2 protein-coding genes are annotated in these 3,736 nt (G+C 58.2%); both read right to left on the minus strand.

Annotated features, from left to right (window positions below; genetic code table 11):
* A partial coding sequence (locus EOA33_RS27735) for a DNA methyltransferase (protein WP_348628264.1) occupies nucleotides 1-2,038 on the minus strand: 2,038 nt, incomplete at its 3' end.
* 574 nt (nucleotides 2,039-2,612) lie between these two features.
* Nucleotides 2,613-3,578, minus strand: a complete 966-nt coding sequence (locus EOA33_RS27740; RefSeq protein WP_127407094.1) for an IS481 family transposase — start codon at nucleotides 3,576-3,578, stop codon at nucleotides 2,613-2,615.
* Nucleotides 3,579-3,736: the final 158 nt, after the last annotated feature.

Below are 3,736 nucleotides of genomic sequence, written 5' to 3' on the forward strand. Positions count from 1 at the left end.
TTCTGACCGCGGCAGCATCCTTTGATGCCTTGGTCCACGGATGGTCGGGAATAGCAAGCACCAGAGAAACTGGCGAAGCGTCTGCCAGACGTCTCTCAAGGACGCGCCGCTGGAATACCTGCGTTATCGAATTGGTCGTCACGAAGCCGAAGCGGCGCAGTCGCGTTCCCTTCCGGACGAGCAGTTCGGCGGCATGGTCCCACCAGTACATCACGAAGTCCGCAGCAGGATTCACTTTCGGGTTGGCACTCCATAGGGCTTCGGCGTAACCCGCACCCAGCCGCCCGCGAATATCCTTCCCACCGACGAACGGAGGGTTCCCCACGATGAAGTCCGCCTCCGGCCAGTCGGCGCTGATTGCATTCGGATACACATAGAGCTCGTTGCCTTGACCATCGGCCACGGGCTTACCCAACGCGTCCCGCTTGAGCTGCGGGTGCGGGTAGCCCGCCCAAGTGATGAGCGCATCCTTCGCTTGAACATGGTCGCTGCTGCCCAAGACAGGCTCAGGCGGGACGGTAGACCGGGTCCGCATGTGCCATTGGATGTATCCAATCCAGAGAACCAACTCGGCAATCTCGACGGCTCGCTTGTTGAGTTCCATGCCGAAGAACTGGTCCGGCTTCACCGATATGCCGGCGACGCGCGCAACCGCCTCCTCGCCGCCGATATCTTGCAGTAGCTTGAGCGCCTCGCCTTCCAACTGCTTCATCCGGCGGAGGGCGACGTAAAGGAAATTCCCCGTGCCACACGCGGGATCGAGCACCCGCACAGACGCCAGATGTCTGAGGAAGTCTTCAACCTCGTGAATGGCGGCCGCCGTCGATCCATTGCGAATCGCACGCTCGGCAGCCGATTGGTGACCGACCCAGTCTTCGGTGAGGGGTTCGATGATCGTTGCATCTACAACCCGTTCGACGTAGGTCCGGGGCGTGTAGTGCGCACCGAGACGCTTGCGTTCTATCGGGTCCAACGCCTGTTCGAAGAGCGTACCGAATATTGCAGGCTCCAGATCGCGCCAATCGGCATCCGAGGCATCGCGGAGACGACGTATCTCGTCCTTGGTCAGCGGAAGCGACACGGCATTCTTGAAGAGCTTGCCGTTGAATCGAAGCAACCTCTCGCCAATACCAGGCGAATAGTCCCCGCGGTCCATGTGCAGCCAGAGGTCGTCGATTTCGAATGTGAACCGCGTGGGATCCACAAGGCATTTCGTCAAAAGCTCGGTGAACCCTTTCTTGCGTAGCAGGCCCACATCCTCGACGAACATCGTGAAAAGGCACCGCATGAGGAAAACCGCAACGTCGCGGGCCTCGAAGCCACGCCCCTCAAGGGCTTTCGAGATTTCCGCCAGTTGCCCGGCAATCTCTCGGGTTACCTTGGCCGTCTTTTGGGCCGGATCCAAGGATTGAGGCTGCTCCCATACAGCGCGTAGCAGTTCTCGGATACCCTGGCTCGCGAGATGGCTGAGCTCGATGCGGAATTGTCGCGCATCGGGAAATTGGGCGTAGTGACGTCCGTGACCGGAAAAATCAGCGTAGAGCTCGATGGCTCGCCCCACGTCGCACGCGATGATGAAGGGCGGATATGGGTGATCGGAGGGCAGCGAAGCTGCATACCGCTCGGCCTGCCGGCGCGCCTGGACCATGACGTGATCGAGGCCGGACACTGTCGTATCGGTAGCCCCTCTCTCCGGTGTCGCGAATAGGTCCATCTGACCTTCTGACACCGCCTTCTTACCGCCACGGAGGCGGCTTTGCTTCGCCTCGAGGATAAAGCAGCCTCGCTTATAGAGATCGATGCGCCCAGCCTCGGTCGTGCCATCAGGACGCCCTCGTTCGACGCGCCTTTCGAACACGTAGTCGTTGAACCCATGTGCGGCCAATGCAGGATCGGGCCGCCTTACCCCAATCACGTCGCAAAGCTCCGCCAAGAAAAGAGAATAGTTGGCCCGCTCTTGACCACCGTCAAGATTGGACCATCGCCTTATAAAATCAGCGACTAGTAATTCACTATTAATATATTGCCCGTTTCCCATACGATAAACTGGCACTGCGTAGTTACTAAACCGCTAAAGGGGGGCAGCGCAGTCTGGGAGCGATTTCAGGTTCTAGTGACACAGTTTCTACATCGGAGCCAAGCGATGCGTCACGCTGCTTCTGCGTTCGAGCATATTGTTCGGCGGTTTCGTATGAGTTTGCCTGAAAGCAGATCGTCAGATCACGGTCCGAAGATGACACAAATGCTTCGCGTCACAATTCGGTCGTCCAGACTCCTTCTAGTTCCCGAAAGTGAAAATGGCGCACTGGCAACGGTCAGGCGCGTTTGCGCCCGGACCCGAGCAGCACGGCATGCTGATGGGGCGGATTAATTCCTCTGCTTCTTGTAGGAGTTGACCCAGGCGCCCATTGCTGTTCTTGATCAGCTTGTTCTAATGGGCGGCGCTACCCCAAACAAGCTTCTATCGCCAACGGCTATTCATTCAAACGAATGCCGGAGCATTGTTTGCGCGCAGCGGCTTCGAAAGGTCATATTGACAGAGCGCTCGGTCATCATAGGCGGCATTAATCATCGTCACCAGGTTGTTCAGATTTCCTGCGATGCGATCCCAGCTAGGTGTTCAGTCCCGAGGTCAAGTGGACGGGATTGAGCCGGAACCTTTCTGGCTGTTTGGCCCATACCGCACAGATGGCTTCGTAAGGTGTGAGGCCGTGAAGGGTCTTTAGCCGCCTGGCGAAGTTGTATCCGTCGAGGAAGGCAGCAAGGTGATTTTCAAGTTGTCGGTGGGTCTCGTAGTGATATCGCCGGACAGTTGCCTCCTTAAGCGTTCGGTTCATCCGTTCGACCTGACCGTTGGTCCATGGGTGGTTGGGCTTGGTGAGGCGGTGCTCGATGCCATGCCTCCAGCAAGTCCGGTCGAAGGGATGGCCGCGCCAACGTGCGGTAGGACCATTCCGGTTCTTTGGCAGGTCGGCGAACTGGATGCCATTGTCGGTGAGCACGGTGTGCATTTTGTAGGGGACGGCTTCGACCAATTCGTCGAGGAAAGCTCTTGAAGTGACTGTGGTCGCCTTCTGCATCAGCCGAGCGAAAGCGAACTTCGAGGTCCGGTCCACTGCTACGAATAGGTAGAGCTTACCCTCTTCGGTTCGAACCTCGGCGATGTCGATGTGGAAATAGCCGATCGGGTAGCGCTTGAAGGGCTGTTTGGCCGGCCTGTCGCCGGCGACCTCGGGCAGGCGGCTGATCCCGTGGCGCTGAAAGCACCGATGCAAGGACGACCGCGTCAGGTGCGGGATTGTCGCTTGCAGCGCATAGAGACAGTCATCCAGAGGCAGCAGCGTATGCTTACGGAAGGCGACGACCGCCGCCTCTTCCTCGGCCGTCAAAACGGTGGAGCGTACAGTCTTCGGACCCATCGGCGCATCATGGACGAAGGCCCGCTTTCGCCACTTGGCGACAGTCTTCTGATTTAGACCGTGCTGCGCTGCGAGTTCTTTGAGCGGAGCCTTCGATCGCTGTATCGCTGCTCGGATGGCGTGCGTGGTCGTGGCGCTGCCGTGGAGTATCTGTCCCATAGCTTATCCCTGAATGAAGGATCAGCTTGACTGATTCCCCCACACTCCGGGACTAGACACCTAGTTACCGAAACCTTGGCTTTTGGCGCCAATAGGTTGTCGATAATACGACCAGGAAGGTAGGGATAGCGCCGCTCATATTCCGCTCGGTCGTTAAT

This window comes from Mesorhizobium sp. M4A.F.Ca.ET.050.02.1.1 (genome assembly GCF_003997725.1).
Classification (GTDB): Bacteria; Pseudomonadota; Alphaproteobacteria; order Rhizobiales; family Rhizobiaceae; genus Mesorhizobium.

Bases quoted from the DNA above. Each gene is read 5' to 3' on its own strand.
- EOA33_RS27740 (WP_127407094.1), bottom strand. From the start codon at position 3,578: ATGGGACAGATACTCCACGGCAGCGCCACGACCACGCACGCCATCCGA.